The following is a 24,017-nucleotide window of genomic DNA, read 5'->3' as shown; positions in this document are numbered from 1 at the left end:
GGATCAACCAGGAGGAATCAATCAGAACCTATTCAAGTTCTTTGATATAAACATTACGGAACTGCATCAGACTACTGGCAGGACTAAAAGTTCCGTCTTTCCTTTTACCGCCATGATGCTGGAACGCGATCGGCCCTTTCTCAGGCACGTCAGGCAGTTGCGCATTTTCGAGAACCATCTTGTTGTTCATAATCACCGTCAACCGGTCTTTAACCATGATGATAATGCACTTATTCCACTCGCCTACCGGTTTGTCGGCATTCACTTTCGGTGTCACACCAGCGCGGACTTCAGGCGACATACTTTGATCGCGACGGTAAGAATAGACTTCGCCGGAACCAAGGGGCCAGCACCAGATATTGACCTGAGCTTTGGGAGTGCCTCGCAGATAAATACCCGAGTCGGCATTGGGTAGTTCAACGGTGATCACATTCCCCTTCGCATCTTTCAGCTCCGAACCGTCGGCGAGAACGATGGGCACCTTATACAAACCCGTTGTCTGTTTGATCCGCCATTCCAGACTTAAAATGAAATCGCCGTACTCTTTTTCCGTCCAAAGATTCTTATCCCCTTTGGCTTCACTCTGGGCATCATAGTCGATCACTCCCTTGAAAACTTTCCAGTGACCGTTGTCCCCTTCAGGCACAATCCAACCGGTGAAATCTTTGCCGTTGAACAGCGATGTGTAACCCGGATGCAATGCATCCTCGGCTGATTCACTGACAATCGCCCCATCGGTAACCGCACCAGGTTCCTTCTGCAGCGCTTTCTTTTGTCCAAAAACATCAGCTTGACTCAAAACGGGTAATACGGCGACAACACACAGACTCAGTAAGAATTTCTTAGCCCCAATATTCATGGTTTACCTTTTCTCAAAAACGGATTCTCAAATCAGCGTGCAGCAAGTACGCGCTGTGAAGATCATTGCATTCCATCCTACTGCATCAGTGATCGCCTTCCCACCCAAATACGTAACATTGTTACTAGAACTCAGTGTATCTTTGTGACATTAAACGATTTCGTATCAAATGAAATTGATTTATCACCCCTCGCCGATTAACTTGATACGCTGACCGGGAATCAATCCATTCCACTCGTCTCACTTGAATTCGAAAGATTTCATTCATGCGCGTTCTTTCTTCCCAGCCGGTTCGAAAGCTCTCTCTCTTGATCTGCTTCGGTATGATCATCGCGATTCAATCCGGTTCCGGATTCTTGTTTTCCGAAGAGACAAAAATCTCTCCAATGGAACAATTCTTCCTCCAGAAGATTCGCCCGCTACTCGAACAAAAATGCCTGGGTTGTCACGGTAAAACGCCGGACGACATCAAAGGCGAATACATCATGCTGAACCGCGAAGCCCTGATCAAAGGGGGCGAATCAGGAGAGCCTTCGATCATCGTAGGTAAACCCGAACAGAGCCCGTTCTGGAATGCCGTCACCTGGAAGGACGAAAACATTCAGATGCCTCCCCAGGAGCGCAACCGACTGAACGCCGCCGAAATCGCAGACCTGAAACAGTGGATCGCTGACGGCGCCGTCTGGTCCGATCAGAAATTGGTTCCCTCTGAGACAAAAGGCACTGCCTCTGGAACAGAACTCGCGATGTCCACTTCAGGCGGCCAGAGCCCGACCTGGACCGGTCGCACCTATCAGCCCGAAGACATCTGGGCCTATCAATCGATCCAACGCCCGGCTGTTCCCTGGAAAGCGCTCACGGTGAAACAGTCTGGCGAGCGTCATCCGATTGATGCGTTCATTCAACAGAAACTCCAGCAGAAGCAACTTGTCTCTTCAAAACCTGCCGACCGTAAAACACTGCTCCGTCGTGCAACCTATGATTTAACCGGACTCCCGCCAACGGCAAAGCAGGTCACAGAATTTTTCACTTCTGACGGGGATGCAGCCTGGTCGTCTTTTATCAAACGTCTGTTACAAACGCCGCAATACGGCGAACAGATGGCACAAACATGGATTGACGTCGTACGCTATGCCGACACCAGTGGCTTTGCGAACGACTACGAACGCCCCAACGCCTGGCGTTACCGTGATTATCTCGTGCGCAGTTTCAACGCCGACAAGCCCTACGATCGGTTCATCATTGAGCAACTGGCGGGCGATGAACTGGACTCGGAAGATCCAGAAATGCTTTTCGCCACCGGCTTCCTACGCAGCGGCCCTTGGGAGCATACGGGAATGAGCGTCGCCGCCATCACCCGTCAACTCTTTCTGGATGATATCACTCAAAGTGTCGGCGTCAGTTTCCTCGCCCACAGTTTCCGTTGTGCGAAATGCCATGATCACAAATTCGATCCCGTTCCCACCCGTGATTACTACCGCATTCAAGCCGTCTTTGCCCCGGTGCAGTTTGCCGACCGGAAAGTCGCTTACCAGTCGCATGAAAATATTTCCGGCTTCGCCGAGATGAAAGTTCGAACCGAAAGGTTAATTGAAGAATCCCGCGCGGAGCAAGAGCGATTCAAACAGAAAACCAACGCCGCTATCGCCGCCTGGCTGAAAAAAGAAGGTTTTAAAAACCTGAAACAGGTGGCCGCCGACAAACGACCGCCGCTCCGATGGTTCGGCTTAACCGAACACGAAAAAAGTCTGCTCAAAATCAACAACAAACGCATTGACTATTTCGAGCGGGAACTCAAACGGTACGAACCTTACGCCTTCAGTGTGTATAATGGTCCGCCTAACAACTATCGCTCAACGAAGGCCGTCAATCTCATCCCCGGCCCCAAGAAAAAGCAACGCGAGATCCAGCAGACCTTCATCCTCGCCGGCGGTGCGGTTACCGCCCCGACCGAAAAAGTCACGCCAGGCGTGCTGAGTGCGGTCGCCGGCTCTAATAACGTCGAGGAACCCAACGCCTGGAATACGATTCCCAACTCCCAGGAAGGCCGCCGACTGGCGCTCGCCCGCTGGATTGCCAGTTCGAATAACACGCTAACCGCACGCGTAATTGTGAATCGCATCTGGCAGATCCATTTCGGCACGGGTCTGGTCGCCACACCGAATAATTTTGGTCAAAAAGGAGCCAAGCCGTCACACCCTGAATTGTTGGACTGGCTCGCGACCTGGTTTATGGATCACGGCTGGTCGATCAAAAAACTACACCATCTGATTATGACTTCCAACACCTATCAGCAGAGCAGTCACCCGGCCAATCAGGAACAGACACAGACACAGGACCCGAACAATCAGTTTCTGTCGCACTACCCCACTCGTCGAATGACAGCCGAACAAATCCGTGATTCGCTATTGTTGATCACGAACGAACTGAATCCGGAAATGGGAGGCCCCGGCGTCTTTCCGGAAATCAACTGGGAAGTCGCACTGCAGCCACGGCACATTATGGGGTCAGTCGCTCCCGCTTACCAACCGATGCCGCGTCCCGAACAACGGAATCGACGGACCTTGTATGCGTTTCGCTATCGCACGCTCTCCGACCCAATGCTCGAAGTCTTCAATCGACCGGGAAGTGAATCCTCGTGCGAACGCCGGGATGAAACGACCGTCACCCCGCAGGCCTTTGCCCTGTTTAACGGACAATTCACACATGACCGTGCGGTTGCCCTGGCTCACAAAATCAAACAGGAAACAGCATCAACGCCGGAAGCCATCAAACAAATTTTCCAGGCAGTCGTGCTGCGAACTCCGGAACCGGCTGAGTTAACCGTCACACTCAAACATGTCGCTGACATGCAGAGTTATCACCAGGCACATCCGCCTCAAAAGGTCTCGCTGCCCCGTGAAGTCAAACGGGAAATGATTGAAGAATTAACGGGCGAGTCATTTACCTGGACCGAAAAACTGGATCTGACAGACAACTACATCCAAGACTTAAAACCCTGGGACGTCGATGCCGAAACCCGCGCTCTCGCGGAGCTGTGCCTTGTTCTGATGAATTCCAACGAGTTTGTTTATTTGCGGTAAGAATCCTATGCACCGATTACAACGACGCGATTTTCTATACGGCATGAGTGCCAGCCTCGGCACCGTAGCTTTAAACGCCCTGCTCCAGGCAGAAGAAAAATCTACACAGAATTCGCCCAACCCGGTATTTGAAAAACCGCTGGCGCCGCGTGATCCGCATCTCAAGCCCCGCGCCAAAGCCTGCATCTTTCTATTCATGGAAGGCGGCCCGAGCCACATCGATACGTTCGATCCCAAGCCGGCTTTGGAAAAACTGCACCTCAAAGAGTTCGTCCGCGAAGACAAACAGGTCTCCGCGATGGCCAGCGGCAAACGCTATTACATCAAGAGTCCCTTTAAACATCGACAGGCGGGCGAATCGGGAATTTCACTCTGCGAACACTTTTCGCATCTCTCGGAAGTCGCCGATGATCTCTGCGTGTATCACGGACTACAGGCGGAATCAATCAATCACCCCACCGCCTGCTATCACATGAATACCGGCAACCGCTTCGGTGGCGACCCGGCAGTCGGCTCCTGGATGACCTACGGTCTGGGTACCGAAAATCAAAATCTGCCCGCGTTCATTGTGCTGCCCGAAGTCGCGTACCCACAAGGGGGCTCTGCCAACTGGTCAAACGGCTTCCTCCCCGCTTACTTCCAGGGAACCGCTCTGCGTTCCAAAGGTTCGCCGATTCTCGATTTGAACCCGCCCGCCCACGTCACGCGCGAGACCCAACGCAAAAATCTGGATCTGTTAGCCAAACTGAACCAGGCCGACATGCAACGCCATCCGCACGAAGACCTGCTCGCCGCCCGCATGGAATCCTACGAACTGGCTTTTCGCATGCAGGCACAGGTCCCCGATATTATCAACCTGGATAAGGAGACGCAGCAGACCCAGGAAATGTACGGCCTGGGGCAACCAGAAACCGACAGTTTCGGCAGACGCTGTTTACTGGCGAGAAAACTGGTCGAGGAAGGAGTCCGCTTCGTTCAGATCTACGCTGCTGGCTGGGATTCGCACGACTATCTGGATCGTTCCCACAAAGCACGCATGCAGGCCGTCGATAAACCGATCGCTGCCCTCTTGAAAGACTTGAAAGGCAGAGGCCTCCTGGATGAAACGCTGGTCGTCTGGACGGGCGAATTTGGTCGCTCTCCCGATAACGGCATCCGTAGTGGCAGACAGGCTGCCGGCCGCGATCATAACGCGAAAGGCATGTCACTCTGGATGGCGGGAGGCGGCGTCAAAGCCGGCCATCGCATTGGTGCGACAGATGAAATCGGCGATCACGCGGTCGAAGTCGTCAACCCGATCAGGAACCTGCACGTCACTCTGGAACACATTATGGGCTTGGATGACAACCAGCTCACCTATTTCCATGAAGGCCGCTTCAAAGTCCTCAGTCAAACAGGCGGCGCTGTGATTAAGGAACTCCTCGGTTAATCAGCAGTCACTCTTGAACGAGCGATTTCACCATCCGCACATGCGGAATCGAGACAGCCAGAAATTCTTCCCCCTCCGCATCATAACCCAGCTTTTCGTAAAAACCGACGGCCGTCGATCGGGCTTCCAGTTCGAGTGACTCAACTCCCTGCTGCTTGAGATCCAGTTCCATGTTTCGCACTAACTGCTTTCCAATTCCTTGATTTTGATACTCGACAGAAACCGCCATCTGACGGATTTTTGCTTTATCCGGAGTCTCTGGAATCGCCAGCGCACAGGCCACAACCCGGTCCTCCTCAATCATACCAAAATGCCGATACCCGGCTTCCGCCTCCAGATCCTCTGTGAATAAATCGAGACCAAGAGGCCTGCGGAGTAATTCATTGCGAAGTTCACACGCCTGTTCATACCAGTCAGATCGAAACGGAATCCGTTCAAATTTCATGCTTTTCTCGTTCCCTGTTCCATTTTCAGATTCAGACCGGGCAGTCTTCAAAACCCGATATCAGCGATGCACCACAAAACTGGTATTCATAAAGACACATACAAATCGACAAAAATTCAGAACATTGTCATTTTTCCAAGGCTAATCCCTGCAGGCTCAGGCTGTATTCATTAAGGGTTGTGATTAATCAGGGCTTCTCTCGTTGCGTCTCAGTAGAGGATACCATAAATGGCGGTTGCCACAGACCGAACAACAGAATTCATCGTACTATTCTCCAAGCATAGTCAAAGAATCTACCGATTTATTAGATCATTGGTAGATAACAGGACCGATGCGGAAGAGATCTACCAGAACACGTGCACCGTACTCTGGTCGAAGTTTGATTTGTTTGAGACCGGGTCCAACTTCTGGGCCTGGAGCTGCCAGATTGTGCGCTATGAAGTCCTCAATTACCGCCGCCGTCAAAATCTCGAACGAAATATTTTCAGTAATGAATTTTATAATCGGGTGGCCGAACAGGCCATGGTCACTGTAGACGAACTAGACCAGCAGCAAGCGGCTCTTTCAGTCTGCTACGAATTATTGTCAGAACGACAAAAAGAAGTTCTAGAAAAAATTTACGAACCAGACGCCAATACCAAATCGGTCGCTGATGCTTTAAAACGATCTCCGAATGCCATCTACAAAACGTTACGTCGCGCACATGAACTGCTTTTCAGTTGTATCCAGCGACGTCTGCATGCGGGAGATCTTTTCTGATGCTCACCCCCGAATTACAGGAAGAGTTAATACACCTCTGCTGGGAGTACCAATATGGAACACTCTCACCCAAAGCAGCCGCACGCCTGGAAAAACTGGTTCTAAATCATGATGGAGCCAGAGATATTTTCATTCAATACTCCGGCATGTGCGCCAACCTGGAATGGGAAGGGATTGTTGATCCCGGACCATTAGGGCGATCGACCGCTTATGACCCCTTGTCCTCAACTGAGCTGCGCACGCTTCCAGATTACCTTTCTGCCACGAGATCAACTCCTGCGCGATGGAAAGTCATGTCTGCGATTCTGGCGTTTACATTGTTGATCATCAGCTCTGCCTTACTGCTTTATTTTCAGTTCTGGTTAGACCATCCCCCCCGCTTCCTGGTCCGCGTGATCAATACACAACACGCGATCTGGGAAGATGGCAAACGCCACTGGTCTCACGAAGATCTACTGCACGCAGGAGATCAATTGCACCTTTCCAGCGGAGTCGTTGAGCTAGAAACCATTTCGGGCGCGCATCTGATTCTCAAAGGGACATCCCGTCTGATTCCAATCGAACCAGATCGGTTCAAACTCGACCTCGGAAATCTGTTTGCAAACGTTCCCCCGCAATCGCAGGGACTCACGGTAGAAACAGCCACCTCACGTATCGTCGATTTAGGCACCCGCTTTGGTCTGATCGTGAATCCCAGCCAGGAAACCGAAGTCCATGTGCTCAAAGGGCTGGTTGAATTCAATCTCGTCAATGCCGACCGGGAAGTTACGGTGACCAGAAACCTGACTGAGAAAACAGCGATTCGTGTCCAACCGCATTCGCGCCATATTGAGAAAATCGAATCCACACCCGAATGTTTTGTTCAAAATTTGAATGACAAAGCACCAGAGCTTGTGACGCACTGGAAATTATCGGATCAGGAATCCTCCCGAATCGCCCGTGATTCAGGGGATCATCGTCTGAACCTCAAAATCATAGAAGCAAAAGGCAAGTCCCCTTTTCGCGGACAACAGGCACCACAAAACACGACCACTGCCGCCGGACCGTTCGATTCGCAACTCTATAAACTGTATCGTCGGCTGTCTGCGGCAGAAGCCGGGCTGTTTCACATGGACCGCTTCACAATCGAACTCTGGGCGCGTAATCCTAACAACGACCGCCAGGGAGATTCAGATACCTTATTCCATTATCGAAATGTCGAACAACATACGACCTCACAATTCAATCTCTTTGCTAACGATCATTCCGGCCGGCTTGGTTTCGGTTTTTTAACCACAAACGGAAAATACGTCTCGCACCTTTTGGACAAAGCGACCAAATGGCAGAAGGACTGCTGGTATCACATTGTTTTCACTTACGATGCAAACACATCTGCGTCCCACGATAGTATCGTCACTTATACTCGCACCCCCGAGTATGCCTCAGAGCCCGACATACAGCAAACTTTCACCAAGATCGAAGACATTGCTCCGCTGGTCCCAGGAGGCATTCTGGCAATTGGCGGCTCAACACTCACCGATATTTCCCGACATTGGGGAGGCGATATAGCCGATGTCCGCTTTATCAATGGCATTCCAGACAGGCATGCCAACATTCATCTGAAATCCCGCCAGGGAATACATAACTGATCCTCGGGAACGGTTCCCGAGACCCTTTCATTCTTTTTATTAAAAGTAGAAATCCAATGAGACAACAAACATACAAACGGGGCTTCACACTGATTGAATTATTAGTCGTGATTGCCATCATCGCCATTCTAATCGCTCTCTTACTTCCCGCCGTACAACAGGCACGCGAGGCGGCTCGACGCAGCACCTGTAAGAATAATCTGAAACAAATGGGACTGGGGCTACACAATTACCACTCCACCTATGGCACGTTCCCCGCCAGCCGCATTGGACCTTATGAAAGTACCTGCACTACCTGTGGACTTGATTCGAGATTCAGTACGTATATCCCTCTGCTCCCTTATATCGATCAGGCGCCGCTCTATAACGAAATTACGGGCAACCTGGGATCGACTTCCTATGTCTGGAATATAGGATTCACTGCCTACAAAACCAAACTCCCCATTATCACTTGCCCTTCTGATATCAATACAGATGGTATCACACCTCTGGGCCAGCATAACTATCTGTTTTGTATCGGTGATCAATACACCAACTTTCAGTCCACTTCACCGGGAAACCTGCGCGGAATTTTTGGTTTCCAGTCCAGCGTACGCATGCGAGATATTATCGATGGCACAAGTAATACCCTGATGATTTCAGAATGCATTCGTCCTCCCGGTTCAGGGAATACACCGACGAACGGTTTTGGAATGAACGCTATCAATAATTCATCAAACCCATCCGCTTGTGCTGCCAGTTTTGTCAACGGAGTCTTCACATCCGGAATTTCTCCACTGGATCGGAACCGTTCTCTGGGAACGCGCTGGGCTGATGGACGATCCGGGTACATTAATTTCAATACGGTTCTGCCTCCCAATGCCCCCGTCTGCAACGGTCAGACCACTCAGGGAATACAACCACCGAGCAGCCGTCATGTCGGTGGTGTGCATGTTCTCCTGGCGGATGGTGCCGTGCGTTTTGTCAGCGAAAACATCGATACAGGCGATATCAGTGCCTCTCAAGTCGCTACAGGCCAAAGTCCGTATGGAATCTGGGGCGCACTGGGATCGAAAAACGGCGGCGAACCACTGGGCGAATTCTAGACACGCCTGCTGCTGCAATCAGTAATTCATTATTCCCTATCATACGGCTGAAAGAAAAATCATTTATGCGCAACTTATTGATTCTTTTATTGATAACGATCACAAGCACAGCCTGCTCTAGTTCTAGTGAAGATAAATGGACGAAGCAACGGCCTCAAACATTTCCCGCCAGTGGCACGGTAACTTTTGAGGGACAGCCACTGGAGGGCGCCACGATCATCTTCCGCTCCAACAGCGGGCAACCTCAAGCAGCTGTCGGACGTTCGGATCAAGCAGGAAAGTTCCAACTACGCACGTTTGAAGACGGCGACGGGGCGATTGCCGGCGAACACAGTGTTTCCATTACCTGCGTCAAAACAGAAGGACCACCGGAAGGCACCAACCTCGATGAGGCAAATGTTATTATCAAGGAGATCTCTCTGATTCCTAAAAAGTACGGCGATCCCAAAAAATCCGGACTCACCGCGACTGTGGGCTCCGACCAGGAGAATCAATTCACGTTTGAACTGGAAAAGAAAAAATAGGATTCACACGAGACAATCTGATTTCAACATCTGTTCGAACTCGGTCTCTGACGACAACATGTCAGGGACCGAGTTTTTTACATTCAAGACGTCACGCAGACGGCTCACTAGAAGAATCATCCGGCTGCAATTCTGCCGCGGGTTCTGGATTGCCAACACTGGCGATAATCCGAGCATCCTGTAAATGATGCACGCCGCGCCAGAGATGATAACTAATTCGGCTCAGCCAGCGATACGCGTCTAACTGCCCCAACAGTACATCGAAATCAGCGCCGGTCCTGGCTGCTGCCTCAGTAAATTGCCGCCGGGTTGATTTCTGATTCTTCTCCAGCGCCTGCCAGAACTCTTCCAGTGGCCGTTCATCCAACTCAACAGAACGGTCCTGCAAAGCAGCTTCTGTTCGAGCGACCAGAGCCGTCAGTTGATCAGCAATTTCACTGAGTTGTTTTACTTCGCGAGTCGCTTCCAGACGCTCCAAATCCTGACAACGTCTCATCAAACGTTGAAGATGATCGAGCGCCAATACCACTTCCTGATAACAGCGCAGTGTCTCAGCGTCCGCTTCTGAAACGTTAATCCGCCTCAAATAATCGGACGTGGTTTCCAGCGTCGCATGATACTGCTCCAGTTCTTCCTGAATCTCTTCTGCATCAAATTCCGACGTAAACAAACGATGTAGCACAGCCAGAACTCGCTGAAAGACATCAACGAGCGTCGAGCGAGATGCTTCAATCGCCACGTTCGGATTCTGAATCAATGACTCTTCCAGCCGTTCCGCCTGATCATTTTCGGCTTCTGGAATCATGCGGGTAATTAAACGCGCAAACTGCCCGGTGAACGGAATAATCAGCAGCACACCCAGAAAATTGAACAGAGTATGAAAGGCGACCAGTGCGATTTCCGGCGAGAGATCATTCTCTTGATTGAGATAGTCATTCCAGACCCAGATATAAACCGGTAATAGAAAATAAGCTCCGATCGCCGTCACAACATTATAAAACACATGCGCAAAACCAGTACGCCGGGCAGCCACCGAACCACCAAACGACGCGATCAATGCGGTGAACGTCGTTCCCACATCAAAGCCAATCACCATCGCGCCCGCCTGCGCCAGCGAGATGGTTCCTGTACTAACAGCAGTCAGCGCCATCGCCACGCCGGCACTGGAAGACTGAGTCACCACAGTAATCCCCACGCCGATAAAAATCAGCAGCAAGCGTCCCAGCCAGGTATCCTGAGGAAAGGATTCTGGCGTCACCCCATTGGCAAGACCCGCCATCCCTCCTTGCAGACTGTCGATGCCAATAAAAATCAAACCAAAGCCAGCCAAAGCCAGACCGGCTGCTGCAATCCGCTTCCGGGCAAACAGATTTAAAATGACCCCGAACAGGACCACAGGATAAGCGAGTAAACCCAGTTTGAATTGAAAGCCAAATATGGCGACGACCCAGCCGGTAATCGTCGTTCCCAGATTCGCGCCGAAAACAATCCCCAACGATTGCGACAGCGTCAGCAAGCCCGCTCCTGCAAAACCGACGGCGGTCACCGTCGTGGCGCTCGATGATTGCAGAATCGCTGTCACGACAGCCCCCGTTGCGATGCCCGAAGGGAGGCTTGTGGTAAATCGTGCGATCATACGTCGAATCGTATCGCCGGCAAGCTCTTTCAGGCCACTGGTCATCACGACCATGCCCAGCAAGAACAGCCCCAGGCCACCGATCGAATTAAGTATCCCAGAATCCATGAATCATCCGCAGGTGCTATATCTCAGTCAAAGAATCAGAGGCGTAACCATCTGACAGCAAACAGCTTTCATTCTAACACAAAGTCAAATGATTGATACTGTTTCCATGTGACTTAAACCTACCATGAGGTCCAGCCACCATCCACCAGCAAATTCTGCCCGGTGATATAACTGCTGGCATCACTGGCCAGAAATACGGCAGCCCCTTTCAATTCAGATGGCTTACCCATCCGTCCCATCGGGCTATGCTCGCTCAATCGCTCGGCCAAACCGGCTGGAGCCGCTTCAGAAGGAAACGGTCCCGGACTTAGGCAATTAACGCGTACATTGTCCTTGGCCCAGTAAACGGCCAGATGCCGGGTCTGATGAATCAGCCCCCCCTTCATCGTGTGATACGCAACCGGGCTGGCATTGCAAATCCCTTCATAAGCGTCGGGATAAGAACCCACCACGCCATACATCGAACCAATCATAATCACACTACCGGCTGCTGCATGTTCTACAACATGATCCCGTAACTTCCGCGCTAATAAAAAATACCCCGTGGCATTTTGCAGATGACGGGAAAACGCCTCGGCGGTCGCATTTCGCCAGTCCTCACCTACCGCAGCATTTCCGTTGTTGACCAGCACGTCAATCTGCCCCGCCTCTTTGACTGCAGTTTCAAATCCCTCTTCAATCGACGCTTCTTCCATATGATCCAGCGCAACGCCGATATGACCGACCTGATGCGGGTCCGGCATCTCGCTGGCAGTCTGCTCTGCCCGTTGTGCATCACGGCTGCTGACGACCAGACGTGCGCCTGCTTCCGCCAGACCGCGCGCCATCGCGCCCCCCAGATAACCACTGGCCCCCGAAATGAGTACGGTTTTGCCGGTGAGATCAAATAGCTGCTGGACCGTTGGTTCGTCTGTCGGTTTCATTTGTTCGTCTGCCAATTATTCAGGTTGAAATAAACTGTGCCGGTTCGATCCAGGATCGGTGTTCCACGGAATCCAGAATAGACAGATTCACGGCCAGCGTCTGCGCTCCCTCTTCCAGTGTGCAGAGCGGCGGACAGAGTCCGTCCAGATAATCCAGAAATGCAGTCGCCTGTCTTTGAAAGAGCGTATCCCGTTCGAGTGTTTCCTGATACCCTACCTGCCACTCCGAATCGGGTTCGGTAATCCAACGATACCAGCTTTTTTGAAATTCAAACCGTAACATCCCGCGCTCACAGATCACCGTTATTCTCGACTCATTCGCCGGCTGATGCTGATTCAGACTGAAACTTCCCAACACGCCCCCCTGCCTGGTGATGACATGCACGGTATCTTCCACATCCACGCCTTCCAGCACCTGATGTGAAAAGTCGGCCACCAGAGATTCCACCGGGCCGACCAGATACTCGCCCGCATTCATCGAATGCGTGAGTGCATCCTGAACGGCGCCACCGCCGGTCTCCCGAGATTTGTAATAAATGTCTCGATAAGCCGGTCGATACGTAGGGAAATGCTGCCCCGAAACGACCACCAGTTGAACCGGCTTGCCAAATTTGCCTGAGTCTAAGGCTGCCTTCATCGCAGCCAGTGCCGGGTGTGCCCGATACACATAAGCGATCGCCGCTTTCTTCTGTTTTTCCTGAAGCAGAGATTGCAGTTCATTGATACCTTGAAAATTCGTACTCAAAGGTTTTTCAATAAACAGATCCAACCCCGCCTGAACCGCACGTTTCGAAATTTCGATATGCAAATGCGCGGGCGTCGCGATCACTGCACAATCATGCGGATCGGCCAGAGCAGTCTCAAGATCGGCGTACTGTCTTTCCACGCCATACTCTGCGGCAACCTTCTCGCACAAGTCGTCATTCAATTCACAGATTGAAACATCAACACGATTCGTCGCCTGAAAACAGCGTAAATGCCGCTCGCCGATGGAACCAACGCCCACCACCAGTAATCGTTTTCGGTCCGTCATACCTTGCTATTCTTCTGCTAATGATGGAAAACAAAATACCTCTGATCCTGAAGACTATGAAAAAAACTCCGGAAAGACCAGTCTATCATGAACTGTCTCTTTCCGGAGAATCTTTTTAAACCGCTTTTATCACTTATTTCGTGAACTGCAATGAATACAGGTCGGCGTCTTTCATCACAAATCGCAAACGAACCGGTTTGCCGCTGAGGGACTTCAAATCTTTGCCCCCCTTCCAGGAAACAATCCGATTCACTTCGTTGCCAATTTGCTCGCGAGAATCAGCGAGCGTAAAACCTGGGATCGGCTTGCCGGCCTCATCCTGAATTTCCACTTTGATGCCACCCGCCGCCGAAGTCGAGAAATTAATCGACAATTCAGAACCATCAAAAATGAGCGGCTTCGTTACTAACTCACCGCCGCCATAGTCGGCTCGCACAGAAGCAAAACCATCCAGACGCAAAGAGTAACGCCGTAAATGAGCCGTCGGCTGGGCATAATCCTGATTCACATAGACCGACATCTCACTGGGACCGGTTTGCACCACATTCAACGCGGGATAATTGGTGCGCGAAACCCAGTTTTGCGCACCGATGCCCCCCGTGATATATCCGCTCAAAAAAGTTCGCTGGTACGTATTATCGCCACGGGTCGTCATCAGAATCGCATCCGATGTATCTTTAAAATACCGCGGATGAACGCCAATTTCCTTCGCTTGCTCATCCGTCAATACCTGACGCCCCGGCATAAATCGCGCCGCAACCGCCAGATAGATGTGAGGGGCACGGAAATAAGGATGCGTCTGATTCGTATAAAGATGCTCAACGGGTGCCGCTTCGCCACGAGATGTATATTCCATCAAGACGGGGGGAGACCAGTGAATGAAATCATCGCTTTCCGTGCGGGCAATCCGACGGATCTTATCTTTAAATACTCGGAAATAGCTGATGTACTTTTTCTTAACCGGAGACCAGAACGCCACATTCTGCGAATCAAACATGTAAGGAAACGGCACCATTTTTTTAGGAATAACCGCACCGGCGGGATGCTGTTTCCAGTGAATCCCATCGGGTGACGTAAACGCGACCAGACCACTTTTCATCGTACCGCCCAATGCCTTATAACGTTCTGCCTTGGGAACATCAGGACGGGTATCCAGAAACGGCGAGAAATTATGCGTCATCGGTGCCGCATCAGCGAAGACAATGTTATTCTTTTTGAAACCCGCCTTTTCAAACAGCGAAAATTCGGGCTTGGTCCAGTTCACACCATCTTTCGATTCCGCATAGCAATAAACTTCCCCGACATCGCCGTCTTTACCTGCACTTGGTCGCCCGCGATAGTAAGCGCGATACAAATCGCCGTCTTTAATGATTGTACAATAGCCACAGAACAACCCCTCCCAGGGTTTGTCAAACTTGATAACGATGCCTTCATCCACAGGATGATGTAATCGCAGTTCGGCCCCCTTTAGCTCATCGATCAGATAGTCATCAACAAATAATTCCCGCTTTTCACCAATCTCAAGTGGCTTAGTATCCCCCGCCTGCAGAGGGGGGAGCGCTTCCAGAATTCCGATTAACGCAAGTAGCACCAGCATCAGTTGTTTCATTTGAATCCCCTCTGAATGTTACGAAAGACATCTTGTACTCATCTAATTATTACGATGACACCAAATCAGACTATAACGCCTGAATCAGTGATACTAATCGATTGACAACAGGTAAACAACTTGTATCATATTTAAATACAAGTAACGCACTTTGAGCCAGATTTCAACCCAAATCTGATTTCTTTCCAATATGAATTCACGCACTCCTGCCAGACTACAGGGGAACTCAATGCCTTTACTCGCACAATCCGGCAAACAGCGTCCTAAATACATGCTGCTGGTCGATCAATTGATTCAAAAAGTGACCGCGGGAGAAATTCGCCCGGGAGAGGCCCTGCCTTCCGAGCATCAACTCTGCAACACCTATCAACTGGCTCGAACCACGGTCCGCAACGCCATGCAACTGTTGGAAGAACAGGGTTGGATCACGCGCATTCATGGCAAAGGGTCGTTTGTCAGCACCAACCCGCCACTCCCCGTCTCGAAACCACTTGATATTTTTGCCTTCGTTCTCCCTGAAACACGCACGGGATATTATCCTTCACTACAACGCAGTTTCGAACAGGCAGCCGCGTTAACACAAAATCAGGTTCTCGTCTGCTGCACCGAAAATAAAGTCGACATGCAAGGCAACACAATCCTGCAACTGATTGACAAAAACGTCGCCGGCGTCGCGCTGGTCCCAGCCACCGTTCCTGCGACTCCCGCTTATCAGATTCGTCAACTACAGCAGCATGGCATCCCCGTTGTCTTCTGTCACCGGCAAGTCGAAGGAGTCCAGGCACCGCTGCTTTCAATTCCCTTTCACGAAGTCGGCCTACTGGCAGGCCAAACCCTGCTCAAACAGGGGCATCGATCCGTGGCGATGTTCTCTCCGCATCGGGCGACAGCGTCCATCGAATACGAAGCGGGCCTGCGCGAGGCGCTGGAGTCGCATGAAACCCCCTGCCCTGAACCGTTTATTTTTCATGGACCCAGCGCGCAACTACATCCCATTGACTACGAACAGGATCTGCTGGCGACCTTAGAAGACATGTTCCAAAGGCCTGATCCTCCGACCGCGATCTTTGCCACCTTCGATTCCCTGGCCGAATTAATTTATCTGCTGCTGGGAAAACTGGGACTGCGTGTGCCCGAAGATGTCTCCCTGATTGGTTTCGGAGGCACCGTACGCCACGGCGCGATTCAAAGCCGACTCTCCTCAATTACCGTTGATGAAATCGCCATCGGCCAGAAAGCCGCCGAACTGCTGACGTTGATGAAACAGGGAACACTCCCCATCGACACCGCAGAAGTCTTTCCGATGCCCATCAATGCCAGCATCGGGCAAACTCTGGCTCCTCCGCCGCAGCAATAACACGATTAGTCACTGCCTGAACTCAACAACGATGCAGGATCAACACCATGACACTTATATTTCCTCCGAAAAATACCATTTATAAAAAATCGCTGTTCCTACTGTTATTGCTGTGCTCTGCTTGCGCGCTGTCTCCTCCCGTTTTGCAAGCGGAAGAACAAAAAACGCTTAAACAAAAACTGGCCGCCCTGCCTCAACCCTGGCAGGAAAAGCTGCATCGGCTAACACTCAAAGAGTATAAAGAAACCCTGAAATACTGGGAAGCAACCTACCCCGACTGGGTTCAGGTCGATCGCATCGGCGTCACTCTGGAAGGAATTCCGATCCCGCTGCTGAAAATCACCGATCAGAAAATCGACGACAAACAGAAACAGATCTGCCTGATGACCGCCCTGCATGGCGGCCCCGAACGCAGTGGCACGACAGCCGTCATGCACTTTATCGAATGGCTCACCAGCAATGATCCGGCGGCCGTGGAAACACGAAAAAACCAACTACTGTTGATTATCCCCATCATCAACCCTTATGCCTATTTTGAAACCGACCGCTTCGGCAATTCACAAAAAATCGATCCCTATACCGGCGGAGGCACTAAGAACTGGGACTTGAAAACACTCAAATTCAAACACCCGGAAAAATCTCCCGAAGTGATGGCGGTCCTCTCTGTGGTAGATCAATTCCAGCCGGACATCCACGTGGACGTGCATGGAACCGGACTTCAGGAATACGCGCCCGATCAACTCGGCTCGCGCGAACGCTATCGCGGACAAACCATGTTTGAAGTCACCGGTTCCGCTTATTCGAATGTCTCACTCCGTCCCTGGGACTGGCGAATTACCGAAGCCATCAACGAAGCTGGCACCAAAGCAGGCTATGGATATGATCGCTTCGAAGCAGACGCCCAACGGCTCTACTGGGGAAGTCAACTGGCGGCGCTGTCCAAAAAACTCTGGCTGGGTCGATCGCAATTCTATACGGCCCATTATGGATATGCTCGCTACCATACGATGGTCATGGCGTTTGAAGTCGGCTGGGAACAAAGCGGCCTGGCGCGACTCAAAGGCTTAATGCAAATCGGCAACACGAAATGGAAAAGCGAGTACTTTCCCGGCTATCCCGTCAATCGATTGCAGGGTTATATCGGTCACTTCGTCAGCGCCTGGGGAACCACTCCTCAAACTCGTCGACAAAGCCGCGTCGAACTCTGGCAGAAACAACCTTATTTTTCGCAAGCAATCCTCTACCCGCAAACCGCCGGCAGGGACACTTACTTCATCGCGACCTCCGCGAAAAGCGCCGCGCTGTTGTCAGCAGACACTTCGGAATTTCTCGAAAATATCAAACTGATTCCCTCAGTCGATCAGAGTGCCTTGAAAGTAATTATTGATGCCGGCCCGGAAATCAAAATGGCCGTCAGTAAAGGCCATACCTCGATAGAAAATGAAACGTCCATTGAAAACGGTATCTCCTTTCAACTGCGTATTCCTTATCGCAACCCCGATCTGGTCGACATCCGCCTGAATGGCCACCTGCTGGAAAAAAGTGCGACTGATGGTTATCTCGCCTGGTACGGAGACGGATTCACACACGTGCAAGTCAATATCCCACCCGATAAATCGAAAGTCAACGACCTCTACATTATCAGCTGCCTCTACAATCCACGCGAACAACGATCGTACGGCTGGAAGCCACCGCAGGAAGTCATGGAAAGCATCAAACAGAAAACAGACTGACACAAACTAAATCACAACACAAAGGAACTGACCATGAAAAAAGCCGCGCCGCTAATGGCAGCACTCATGCTGATTCTCAATTCATCCATGCTCCTCGAAGCTGCGAAACCAGTTAAGCTGAAACTGGAAAGCGTGCAAAAGATCTGGGACCAGGACCCGCACAACGCCTTCACGGGACTCACTCGTTTCAAAGACCAATGGTTCTGCGTCTTCCGCACCGGTAAAGCGCATGTCTCTCCTGACGGCGCTTTACAGGTTCTCTCGTCTAAAGACGGCAAAACCTGGAAACCGGTTGCCCGCATCACATCCGACACTGCCGACTTGCGCGATGCCAAAATCGCCGTCACTCCCCAGGGACAACTCATGTTGAGTGGCGCTGCCGCCCTGCATCAGCCCAATCCCGTAACGCACCAGTCGATGACCTGGTTCTCGGATGATGGCACACACTGGTCGAAAGGTCATAAAATCGGCGATCCCAACATGTGGCTCTGGGGCATGAAGTGGAACGACGGAAACGTTTACAGCATTGGCTATCGCACTGGAAGAAACGTCCCGAAATTTACCCGCCTGTATAAAAGCAGCGATGGCAAACAATATGAAACCGTCGTTGATAAACTCATCGTCAAAGGTTACGTCAACGAAAGTTCGCTCGTCTTTACGAAAGATAAAACCTGCTACTGCCTGCAACGTCGAGACACCACAGGCGACAACACCGGATTACTCGGCATCTCAAAACCGCCTTACACTGACTGGCAGTGGAAAGACCTCGGCGTGCGCATTGGTGGCCCTGAACTGTTCCAGCTCCCTGATGGCCGCTTTCTGGCAACCGTCCGTCTGTATTCGCCGAAACAGCATACATCGATCTGCCAGATAGATATCGACAAAGGGACGCTTACCGAACTACTGGAACTCCCCAGTGGCGGCGATACCAGCTACGCCAACATGGTCCTGCATGACGGCCTGTTAAACGTCAGCTACTATTCCAGCCACGAAAATAAAAAAACATCGATCTACTTTGCGAAAGTCAGCTACAAATAATTCTGACGACGTGCTGAGGGCCTGCACGAAAGACAGGGGTCTGTGAATCGATTTTACAGATCCCTGTTTTATTTCAACCTGACCTCTTCATGAAACCGCCATAATGACGAGCGGCGCCAACAGTGTAATCAGAACCAGAGCAACCGGATAGACGGTCGCATAGCTGGTCGCGGGCACACTCGAATCAATGGCCGACGTGACTGCCCCCAGTCCTGGCGTCGAGGTCATCGCCCCGCAGATCCCACCAGCTGTTTCCGACAGATCGAGCCGCAAGAAAAACCGAGCCACCAGAAAGCCCGCTAACAGAGGCACCAAAACGACAATCGACGCCACCAGACATAACGTCCAGCCATTTTGTTGCACAACCGAGACAAACTGATCACCCGCCTGACACCCTGCCTGCGCAAGAAATACAGTCAGCCCCAACTCTGCCAGTAGCAACCGACCGGCGCGTGGCATTCTGACTGTGATCGCCCCGAACTGTCCAAAGTGCCCCAGAATCAGCCCTACGATGAGCGGCCCCCCCGCCATTCCCAGTGAAAGCGATTCGCCCCCCAGTGAAAACTTGATGCTTCCCAGAATCATCCCCAGGACCAAGCCGCCCGCTAAGGTAATGAAATCGGTTTCCTCGGCAGTGCGTGCCCGATGTCCTGCGGATGCAGCAAACTTTTCGAGGTTTTCTGATTCGCCAACCGCCCGGAGTAAATCACCAAAGTGAATCGTCTCGTCCGGCCCGGGAACAAATTCGATATCCTGCCGGGTAATCCGCGAAATCGTGACGCCAAAACGAGAGAGCAAGTGCAGCTCTTTCAGTGTGTGCCCCACCAGTTCTTTCGCGGTCACCACGATCTGCCGCCGCTGTCGTTCCACATCGAGCACATATTGCGTTTCCGGGCAACGTTCGCCAATCGCTTCGATCACAGTTTCGATCTGTCCGACACGTCCTACGATTAAGAGTTGCTGTCCCAGAGCCAGTTGAAAGGCGGCGGGAATCGGCCGGGGTTGCCCCTCGATAATAATCCGGGAGACCTGACAATTCGATCGCGCCAGTACAGACAGGTCCCGTAAACGCTTCCCGACCATGCTTTGGTTTTTCACCTCGATCAGTTCGCGAACAATCTTGCCCAGCCCGTCCGCCGATGTGGTTTCGGATTCACTACTGACACCGGAAAACAATCGAGGCAATAACTGGATAAAAAAGATCACCCCCACGACACCAAAAGGATAGGCAATCCCAAAACCGACCGCGACATCGGAACCCAGAGGAAGTTTCTCCGATGCAGCCGCTAGAGCCGGAGTGCTCGTTAACGCGCCCGCCAGCAACCCACTGGCCAGATCCGGACTCAACTGAAACAGCCGTGCCAGAATCCATGTCGTAAGCCCCGCGGCTCCCATCATCGTGACAGCCAGAATCGCCAGCGCTTTCCCGCGGCTGACAAACATCCTCAGAAAGCTTGGCCCGGCGCCGATCCCCAGACAATAAATAAACAGCACCACACCCGCCAGCCCCACTTCCGGCGCAATCTGGTAACCCCAGTGACCGGCCAACAACGCGACAAACACAACGCCTGATGATCCGAGAGAAACGCCTCGAATCGAAATTTTGCCCAAAATCAGTCCGAACCCAATAATGGCAAACAACGCAACAATATCTTCGATTGATCTATACCTTATCTTAACTCCAGAACGCATTTCTGAACCAGAGTAAGATAATCAACGAGCCGCATCAGTGCTACGTGCAAGGGGATGAACTTAACATGATATTTTCAAGAAGGCACCTCCGAAGAGAAAGGATCAAGTGTTTTACATACTACGGGGAGATCTGTAATCAAATTCAAAGTAAACTTGTCACTGGCTCTCCGAACAGATAAAACTAGCGGTATGATATCACGCTCGTTTTCTATCCCATTGTCAGGTATATAATGCTCCCTCAAATCCCGTATCTCATTCTCCTTACAGTCAGTTTCTCTACCGGTACAGAAACCGGTACAGAAACCGTTCTCGATGATTTTCATTACACCACGTCCTCCGAAGTCAGAAAATCATGGACCGAACTCAAAGGAACGCTTCCGCTCGCCATGCAACAGTCGGACGGAAAAAACGTTTTATTAATCTCTGCTCCGTTTTCATCAAATCCCGAGATGTCTCGTGCAGGTATGGACAAGCGTGCGAGCCTCGACCTTACAACTCCGGGCACCTTTACACTCGATGTCAAACCGGATGCGTCCGACAGCAATCACCAGGTCAGTTTGTACTTCAAAAGTGGTCCCGGCTGGTATTCGGCCGCCGCCCGAGTCAAAGGCAACGATTGGCACACGCTCCGTTTCCCCAAAAGTGATTTTCGCGCTGAAGATAAACCAACCGGCTGGGACAAGATCGAAGCAATCCGGCTGGTCATCTGGCGGGAATCCGATTCGGAACCCGATGCGCGCTTCCAGTTGCGCAACCTGAAAGCCTCAACTAATGAGATTGTGCTTGTGGTGCCGGATCTCAATTTACAAAAAAAAGAGGCGATCACATTCTCAGCAGCAGATCGCATCGAAAACTTTCTGCAGACCGCGGGCATTCAATGCGACCGCATCAGTGAACCGGAACTGACCACTCAGTCACTCGGCAAACGGTCTGTCGCCATTCTTCCGTTTAATCCCAACATCTCAACCAAAGCCTGTGCAACCTTAAACAAGTTTATGGAACAGGGAGGCAAAGTCTTTCTGAATTTCCATATTCCGCCGGCCCTCGAAAAGAACCTGGGAATCAAAAAAGGGAGCTACTTCAAGCCGGAGACACCAGGGACGCTCTCAGCCATTCGCCTCAAAGACGCTAAAATCCAGGGACTTCCGCCTGAAGTCAAACAGGCTTCCTGGAATCTCGTCACAGGAATTCCTTCAGGACACGGCGCCCGCGTGGTTGGCGTCTGGGTTGATGAAAAGGGGCAACCAGCCCGGAAACCGGCGCTCATTGTCAGCAACCGCGGTGCCTATTTCAGCCATCTCATTTTAGCCGATGACCCAATCCAAAAGCAGGCACTGCTCACCGCCATCATGGGCCACTTCCAGCCGAAGCTCTGGGATTCCATCGCCGCTGCCACGATTGAACAGGCCAATCAGGTCGGCCCCTTCCAAACTTTCGCCGACTTAAGACGTCACATCATTTCAACAGTAACGCCTCAAACAAGCCGCGACTTAGCGGTCCGCGATCTCGACAATACCACGGCTGCACTCAACCAAGCCAAACGCCTGCTGCAACAGAAGCAGGCCTTTCAGTCGATTCCCTTTGCCCGCAAATGCCGTGAACAACGGGTCAATATTTATCTACTGACTCGCGCCAGCCCTCCCCGGGAAGCCCGTGCGGTCTGGGATCATTCTCCCACGGGACCTTATCCGGGCGACTGGAATCGAACCTGCAAAGAACTATCTGACGCCGGCTTTAATATGATTATCCCCAACATGCTCTGGGGAGGACTCGCGCATTACCCCAGCGATGTATTGCCTCGCAGCCAGACATATGAAAAATATGGCGATCAGATTGAACAATGCCTGAAAGCCGCGCATCAACACGGTCTCGAGGTCCATGTCTGGAAAGTGAATCACAATCTGTCGACCGCCCCCGCCTCGTTCGTCAAAAAAATGCGTGACGCAGGCCGTACCCAAGTCAGCGTCAAAGGAGAACCGTCTGACTGGCTTAACCCGGCCCATCCGGAAAACTTTCAACTGGAAGTCGACAGCATGCTGGAAGTCGTCAAGAAATACCCCGTCGACGGCATTCACTTCGATTACATCCGCTATCCGAATAACCGGCACTGCTACAGTGATTATAGTCGCTATAAATTCGAAGCCGATACCGGCATCAAAGTTCAGAACTGGCCCGGCGACTGCTACAACGGCAAATTAAAAAGCCAATACCGCGACTGGCGGGCCGCCCAAATTACGCGACTCGTCGAAACGGTCCAGCGCGAAGCACGCAAGATTCGTCCGGGCATTAAAATCTCCGCAGCCGTCTTCCGCGAATACCCCGACTGCCGCGAATGGGTCGCGCAAGATTGGCCACTCTGGGCCAAGAATGGCTACCTGGATTTCATCTGCCCCATGGACTACACCGACAACGACACGCAGTTTAAAATCTGGATTGAAGACCAGCAGAAACACCTCGCCGGCCGCATTCCCATCTACCCCGGAATCGGTGCCCTCTCCACAGAAGCGTCTTTAAGCAGCGACCGTGTTCTGGGACAAATTGATGTCACTCGACAGCTCAATGCAGGCGGTTTCACCATTTTCAGTCTCAATCCGCAAACCCTCTCCAGCATTGTCCCCGATTTCAAACGCAGCGCCGGCAAAGTCAAAGCTGTCCCCACACACAGAAAAAGAAAATGAGCGCGTCATCATGAGCGGTTCGGCGCGAGCCGCCGTTTTCGAAACCGGGTAGGCCCGAATGTAATTCGGGCCGAGCGCAGCGAGCAGGAAATTGATAGAGAAATCAAATACTGAAGAGAACAATCCATTCTGTGATAAATTAAAAATGGGATGGCTGAGTTTCTTGATAATCGTACGAGTGCTCTGACAGTTTCCCGTTGCCTTACGACAACACCGAATTGCATTCGGTGCGACCCGATATCCCTACACACAGAGATAATTATCCCTTAGTATGAGCGGTTCGGCGCGAGCCGCCGTTTTCGAAACCGGGTAAGCCCGAATGTAATTCGGGCCGAGCGCAGCAAGCAGGAAATTGATAGAGAAATCAAATACTGAAGAGAACAATCCATTCTGTGATA

The 24,017-nt window shown here is 51.5% G+C and carries 17 protein-coding genes; 10 read left to right on the top strand and 7 right to left on the bottom strand.

Features of this window, described 5'->3' with window-relative positions:
* Nucleotides 1–28: 28 nt before the first annotated feature.
* Nucleotides 29–859, bottom strand: a complete 831-nt coding sequence (locus AAC022_RS24195) for a DUF1080 domain-containing protein (RefSeq protein ID WP_339735335.1) — start codon at nt 857–859, stop codon at nt 29–31.
* A gap of 266 nt (nt 860–1,125) precedes the next feature.
* Here AAC022_RS24195 and AAC022_RS24190 point away from each other — a divergent pair, with 266 nt between their 5' ends.
* Nucleotides 1,126–3,942 carry a PSD1 and planctomycete cytochrome C domain-containing protein gene (locus tag AAC022_RS24190; protein WP_339735333.1) on the top strand — a complete coding sequence of 939 codons (2,817 nt, stop codon included), beginning with the start codon at nt 1,126–1,128 and terminating at the stop codon, nt 3,940–3,942.
* 7 nt (nt 3,943–3,949) lie between these two features.
* A complete protein-coding gene (locus tag AAC022_RS24185) occupies nt 3,950–5,371 on the top strand; it encodes a DUF1501 domain-containing protein (protein ID WP_339735331.1) in 1,422 nt (473 codons plus the stop codon).
* Between the two features lie 7 nt (nt 5,372–5,378).
* On the opposite strand, the gene AAC022_RS24180 is transcribed toward AAC022_RS24185, so the two are convergent.
* Nucleotides 5,379–5,816, bottom strand: a complete 438-nt coding sequence (locus tag AAC022_RS24180; protein WP_339735329.1) for a GNAT family N-acetyltransferase — start codon at nt 5,814–5,816, stop codon at nt 5,379–5,381.
* A gap of 228 nt (nt 5,817–6,044) precedes the next feature.
* Between AAC022_RS24180 and AAC022_RS24175 the strand changes: the two genes are divergently transcribed.
* The 4 genes from AAC022_RS24175 (at nt 6,045) to AAC022_RS24160 (ending at nt 9,812) form a co-directional block, all read left to right on the top strand.
* Nucleotides 6,045–6,575, top strand: coding sequence for a sigma-70 family RNA polymerase sigma factor (locus AAC022_RS24175; RefSeq protein ID WP_339735327.1), 531 nt, complete (start codon nt 6,045–6,047; stop codon nt 6,573–6,575).
* Nucleotides 6,575–8,203, top strand: a complete 1,629-nt coding sequence (locus AAC022_RS24170) for a LamG-like jellyroll fold domain-containing protein (protein WP_339735325.1) — start codon at nt 6,575–6,577, stop codon at nt 8,201–8,203. The genes AAC022_RS24175 and AAC022_RS24170 overlap by 1 nt, the downstream gene beginning before the upstream one ends.
* Before the next feature lie 56 nt (nt 8,204–8,259).
* A complete protein-coding gene (locus AAC022_RS24165) occupies nt 8,260–9,288 on the top strand; it encodes a DUF1559 domain-containing protein (RefSeq protein WP_339735323.1) in 1,029 nt (342 codons plus the stop codon).
* Between the two features lie 65 nt (nt 9,289–9,353).
* Nucleotides 9,354–9,812: a hypothetical protein gene (locus AAC022_RS24160; RefSeq protein WP_339735321.1), complete on the top strand. Its 459-nt coding sequence runs from the start codon at nt 9,354–9,356 to the stop codon at nt 9,810–9,812.
* 91 nt (nt 9,813–9,903) lie between these two features.
* On the opposite strand, the gene AAC022_RS24155 is transcribed toward AAC022_RS24160, so the two are convergent.
* The 4 genes from AAC022_RS24155 to AAC022_RS24140 form a co-directional block, all read right to left on the bottom strand.
* Nucleotides 9,904–11,556 (bottom strand): Na/Pi symporter, encoded by a 1,653-nt coding sequence (locus AAC022_RS24155; RefSeq protein ID WP_339735319.1) that lies wholly within the window; start codon nt 11,554–11,556, stop codon nt 9,904–9,906.
* Between the two features lie 119 nt (nt 11,557–11,675).
* The gene (locus AAC022_RS24150; RefSeq protein WP_339735317.1) at nt 11,676–12,479 is read right to left on the bottom strand and encodes an SDR family oxidoreductase; all 804 of its coding nucleotides are present in this window, start codon (nt 12,477–12,479) and stop codon (nt 11,676–11,678) included.
* Nucleotides 12,480–12,498: 19 nt separating this feature from the next.
* On the bottom strand, nt 12,499–13,512 hold the full coding sequence (locus tag AAC022_RS24145) for a Gfo/Idh/MocA family oxidoreductase (protein ID WP_339735315.1): 1,014 nt from the start codon (nt 13,510–13,512) through the stop codon (nt 12,499–12,501).
* A 133-nt stretch (nt 13,513–13,645) separates the two neighbouring features.
* Nucleotides 13,646–15,121, bottom strand: coding sequence for a hypothetical protein (locus tag AAC022_RS24140; RefSeq protein ID WP_339735313.1), 1,476 nt, complete (start codon nt 15,119–15,121; stop codon nt 13,646–13,648).
* Between the two features lie 229 nt (nt 15,122–15,350).
* Between AAC022_RS24140 and AAC022_RS24135 the strand changes: the two genes are divergently transcribed.
* Genes AAC022_RS24135 through AAC022_RS24125 form a run of 3 tightly spaced genes read left to right on the top strand, consistent with a single transcriptional unit; the run spans nt 15,351 to nt 19,249 of the window.
* Nucleotides 15,351–16,478 (top strand): GntR family transcriptional regulator, encoded by a 1,128-nt coding sequence (locus AAC022_RS24135; protein ID WP_339735311.1) that lies wholly within the window; start codon nt 15,351–15,353, stop codon nt 16,476–16,478.
* Nucleotides 16,479–16,525: 47 nt separating this feature from the next.
* Complete coding sequence (locus AAC022_RS24130) at nt 16,526–18,211, top strand: M14 family zinc carboxypeptidase (RefSeq protein WP_339735309.1); 1,686 nt, start codon at nt 16,526–16,528, stop codon at nt 18,209–18,211.
* Nucleotides 18,212–18,244: 33 nt separating this feature from the next.
* Complete coding sequence (locus AAC022_RS24125) at nt 18,245–19,249, top strand: sialidase family protein (protein WP_339735307.1); 1,005 nt, start codon at nt 18,245–18,247, stop codon at nt 19,247–19,249.
* A gap of 87 nt (nt 19,250–19,336) precedes the next feature.
* On the opposite strand, the gene AAC022_RS24120 is transcribed toward AAC022_RS24125, so the two are convergent.
* On the bottom strand, nt 19,337–20,890 hold the full coding sequence (locus tag AAC022_RS24120) for a TrkA C-terminal domain-containing protein (RefSeq protein ID WP_339735305.1): 1,554 nt from the start codon (nt 20,888–20,890) through the stop codon (nt 19,337–19,339).
* Between the two features lie 281 nt (nt 20,891–21,171).
* Here AAC022_RS24120 and AAC022_RS24115 point away from each other — a divergent pair, with 281 nt between their 5' ends.
* Nucleotides 21,172–23,619 carry a family 10 glycosylhydrolase gene (locus tag AAC022_RS24115; RefSeq protein WP_339735304.1) on the top strand — a complete coding sequence of 816 codons (2,448 nt, stop codon included), beginning with the start codon at nt 21,172–21,174 and terminating at the stop codon, nt 23,617–23,619.
* Nucleotides 23,620–24,017 lie beyond the last annotated feature (398 nt).

Origin of the sequence: uncultured Gimesia sp. (assembly GCF_963976445.1) — a bacterium.
GTDB lineage: Bacteria > Planctomycetota > Planctomycetia > Planctomycetales > Planctomycetaceae > Gimesia.
Note: the sequence above shows the minus strand (reverse complement) of the source record. Positions and strands in the feature narration are given on the sequence as shown.

Excerpts from the sequence above, each read along its gene's own strand:
- AAC022_RS24195 (WP_339735335.1), bottom strand. The coding sequence starts at position 859 with ATGAATATTGGGGCTAAGAAATTCTTACTGAGTCTGTGTGTTGTCGCC.
- AAC022_RS24190 (WP_339735333.1), top strand. The coding sequence starts at position 1,126 with ATGCGCGTTCTTTCTTCCCAGCCGGTTCGAAAGCTCTCTCTCTTGATC.
- AAC022_RS24185 (WP_339735331.1), top strand. The coding sequence starts at position 3,950 with ATGCACCGATTACAACGACGCGATTTTCTATACGGCATGAGTGCCAGC.
- AAC022_RS24180 (WP_339735329.1), bottom strand. The coding sequence starts at position 5,816 with ATGAAATTTGAACGGATTCCGTTTCGATCTGACTGGTATGAACAGGCG.
- AAC022_RS24175 (WP_339735327.1), top strand. The coding sequence starts at position 6,045 with ATGGCGGTTGCCACAGACCGAACAACAGAATTCATCGTACTATTCTCC.
- AAC022_RS24170 (WP_339735325.1), top strand. The coding sequence starts at position 6,575 with ATGCTCACCCCCGAATTACAGGAAGAGTTAATACACCTCTGCTGGGAG.
- AAC022_RS24165 (WP_339735323.1), top strand. The coding sequence starts at position 8,260 with ATGAGACAACAAACATACAAACGGGGCTTCACACTGATTGAATTATTA.
- AAC022_RS24160 (WP_339735321.1), top strand. The coding sequence starts at position 9,354 with ATGCGCAACTTATTGATTCTTTTATTGATAACGATCACAAGCACAGCC.
- AAC022_RS24155 (WP_339735319.1), bottom strand. The coding sequence starts at position 11,556 with ATGGATTCTGGGATACTTAATTCGATCGGTGGCCTGGGGCTGTTCTTG.
- AAC022_RS24150 (WP_339735317.1), bottom strand. The coding sequence starts at position 12,479 with ATGAAACCGACAGACGAACCAACGGTCCAGCAGCTATTTGATCTCACC.
- AAC022_RS24145 (WP_339735315.1), bottom strand. The coding sequence starts at position 13,512 with ATGACGGACCGAAAACGATTACTGGTGGTGGGCGTTGGTTCCATCGGC.
- AAC022_RS24140 (WP_339735313.1), bottom strand. The coding sequence starts at position 15,121 with ATGAAACAACTGATGCTGGTGCTACTTGCGTTAATCGGAATTCTGGAA.
- AAC022_RS24135 (WP_339735311.1), top strand. The coding sequence starts at position 15,351 with ATGCCTTTACTCGCACAATCCGGCAAACAGCGTCCTAAATACATGCTG.
- AAC022_RS24130 (WP_339735309.1), top strand. The coding sequence starts at position 16,526 with ATGACACTTATATTTCCTCCGAAAAATACCATTTATAAAAAATCGCTG.
- AAC022_RS24125 (WP_339735307.1), top strand. The coding sequence starts at position 18,245 with ATGAAAAAAGCCGCGCCGCTAATGGCAGCACTCATGCTGATTCTCAAT.
- AAC022_RS24115 (WP_339735304.1), top strand. The coding sequence starts at position 21,172 with ATGCTCCCTCAAATCCCGTATCTCATTCTCCTTACAGTCAGTTTCTCT.